The organism is Acutalibacter sp. (genome assembly GCF_056800975.1).
On record NZ_JBQISV010000122.1, the window covers coordinates 1 to 2,784 of the forward strand.

Consider the following 2,784-nt stretch of genomic DNA (forward strand, 5'->3'; position numbering starts at 1 on the left):
CGGCAGCAGGGCCAGGCACATGCCAATATTCCAGACCGCCTGCAAAGCGATCATGCCAAAAAAGCCAAAGCAGACATACCGGCCCAGCTCGTCACGGGAGGAGTGGGCCACATGAAGCACCTTGAGCATAAAAAACAGCAGCAACAGAATAATCAGAGAGCACCCCAGAAAGCCCAGCTCCTCACCGGCCACAGAGAAGATATAGTCGCTTTGTTGAAAGGTTACCACATTGCTGGACACCCGGGAGCCCTGAAAGAGCCCCTGTCCCTTGAACCCGCCGCTGCCAATGGAGATGCGGCCCTGCCATTGCTGGTAACCGTCTCCCATCCGGATGTCCGGGTCTGTGTCCAGGTTGAACACTGCCACAAACCTCTGCTTCTGATAGTCCGGCATATAGTACTGCCAGACAATGGGCAGCCCGATTACAATAGCCCCGGCCAGCATGGCAAAGTACCGCAGCTGCACCCCAGCCGCAAGGCTCATGCAGAGGAACATGGCAAAAAACACAATGGCCGCGCCCATGTCTCCCTGCAGCATGCATAGAGCCATGTAGACGCCTGCATGTCCCGCCAGCAGGATTACCTGAAGGGGCTCGTCCATGCGGCCTCGTTTGTTCAGAACGTCCAGATGCTTGGCATAGGTGAGCATAAAGGCAATTTTCACCAGCTCAGAGGTCTGAAAGGTCCGTCCGCCCAGGCTGATCCACGCCCGGGCGTCCACACCGCCGGCTCCCTGAATCCGTTCTCCAAAAACAAAGGTGTAGATCATGAGAAAGACGCAGAAGCCCTCGATCAGATACCAAAGATTAGAAATTTCCGCATAGTCCATCATGCTGACAATAATGGCGCCTACCGCCCCCAGGGCCAAGGGGAACAGCTGGGCTCGGAAATAATCCACAGGCGAGGCGCGGGACACGCTTTTCAGCAAAATCAGGCTATAGACGCTGATCGCGGCCAGCAGCAGCCAGAGGATAATGTCCGCCCGGCGAAGGTAGCTCAATACACTTTTAAAGGCTTGATTCAACATGGTTTTTTCCTCTATAGAAGTATAAAAAGAGAGTTGGCTTGCAATTTGATTTCATTTTCCTTTTGTGTAGTATAACACAGCGCAAAGGTTTAAGCAAGTTTTTTTGATTCGGGCTTTACTAATTGGGGAAAGTCATTTATAATGGGGGAGAGCAAGACTAAATTTGACAGAAAGGTGTTGAAGGAAGCGTATGCTGACGGATATCGAGATCGCCCAGAGCGCTAAGCTGAAGCCGATTAAAGAGGTAGGGGAGAGTCTGGGGCTTCTGGAGGACGAGCTGGAATTTTACGGCAAGTATAAGGCAAAGATTGCCGATGGAGCCTTTCAGCGGCTGGCCGGCAAGCCCAATGGCAAGCTGATTCTGGTGACAGCCATCAACCCCACCCCTGCCGGAGAGGGCAAGACCACCACCACCGCCGGGCTGGGCCAGGCCATGGCCAAAATCGGCAAGAATGCTATTATTGCCCTGCGGGAGCCCTCTCTGGGCCCGGTGTTCGGCATCAAGGGCGGCGCGGCTGGCGGCGGCTATGCCCAGGTGCTGCCTATGGAGGATATCAACCTGCATTTTACCGGCGACATGCACGCCATCACCTCTGCCAATAACCTGTGCTGCGCCATGCTGGACAACCATCTGCAGCAGGGGAACTCTTTGGGCATTGACCCCCGGCGTATTCTCATCAAGCGCTGCCTGGATATGAACGACCGGGCGCTGCGCAATGTGATTGTGGGCCTGGGCGGCAAAATCAATGGTGTGCCTCGGGAGGACAACTTCATCATCACCGTGGCCAGCGAGGTCATGGCTATTTTGTGTTTGGCTCAAGACATGCCTGACCTGAAAAAGCGTTTGGGCAGCATTCTGATTGCCTATAATTATGAGGGGAAGCCTGTCTACGCCAGAGATATCAAGGCTGAGGGCGCCATGGCCGCTCTGCTGCGGGATGCGGTAAACCCCAACCTGGTCCAGACCCTGGAGGGTACTCCCGCCATTATGCACGGCGGACCCTTTGCCAACATTGCCCACGGATGCAACTCCGTGCGGGCTACCCGTCTGGCGTTGAAGCTGGCAGACTATTGCATCACCGAGGCTGGCTTTGGCTCTGATTTGGGCGCGGAAAAGTTTATGGATATCAAGTGCCGTATGGCTGGGCTCTCTCCCGACTGCGTGGTAGTTGTGGCTACAGTGCGGGCCTTGAAATACAATGGCGGTGTGGCCAAGGGAGAACTGGCCGCAGAAAACGTGGATGCGTTGAAAAAAGGCATAGTCAACCTGAAAGCACATGTTGACAATATGCGCAAATATGGCGTACCTGTGGTGGTGGCTATCAACCGCTTTGGCACTGACACAGACGGGGAGATTCAGGTCATTGACGATTGCTGCAAGGAGCTGGGTGTGCGCTATGCCCTGTCCGAGGTATTCGGCAAGGGCGGCGAGGGCGGCATGTCCCTGGCAGAGACCGTCTGTCAGGTGATCAGTGAGAATGAGGGGAAGACCCACTTTGCGCCCATCTACCCAGACGAGGCATCAGTTGAGGAGAAGATTGAAACCATCGCCAAAACGATTTATGGCGCGGACAGTGTCACCTTCACCAATCAAGCCCTTAAGTCCTTGAAGGAGATCAAAGCTCTGGATGGAGACAAAATGCCCGTTTGCATTGCCAAAACCCAGTATTCTCTCTCTGACGATCCCACTCTGCTGGGCCGGCCCACAGGCTTCGCGGTGACGATTCGTGACCTGAAGCTCTCCTCTGGCGCAGGCTT

2 protein-coding genes are annotated in these 2,784 nt (G+C 54.9%); one reads left to right on the forward strand and one right to left on the reverse strand.

The window, feature by feature from the left end; genetic code table 11:
* Positions 1-1,026 (reverse strand): FtsW/RodA/SpoVE family cell cycle protein (locus tag ACTO5E_RS09985; RefSeq protein WP_482303334.1); only part of this gene is annotated, 1,026 nt, incomplete at its 3' end.
* Positions 1,027-1,216: 190 nt separating this feature from the next.
* Between ACTO5E_RS09985 and ACTO5E_RS09990 the strand changes: the two genes are divergently transcribed.
* Positions 1,217-2,784 (forward strand): formate--tetrahydrofolate ligase (locus ACTO5E_RS09990; protein WP_482303335.1); only part of this gene is annotated, 1,568 nt, incomplete at its 3' end.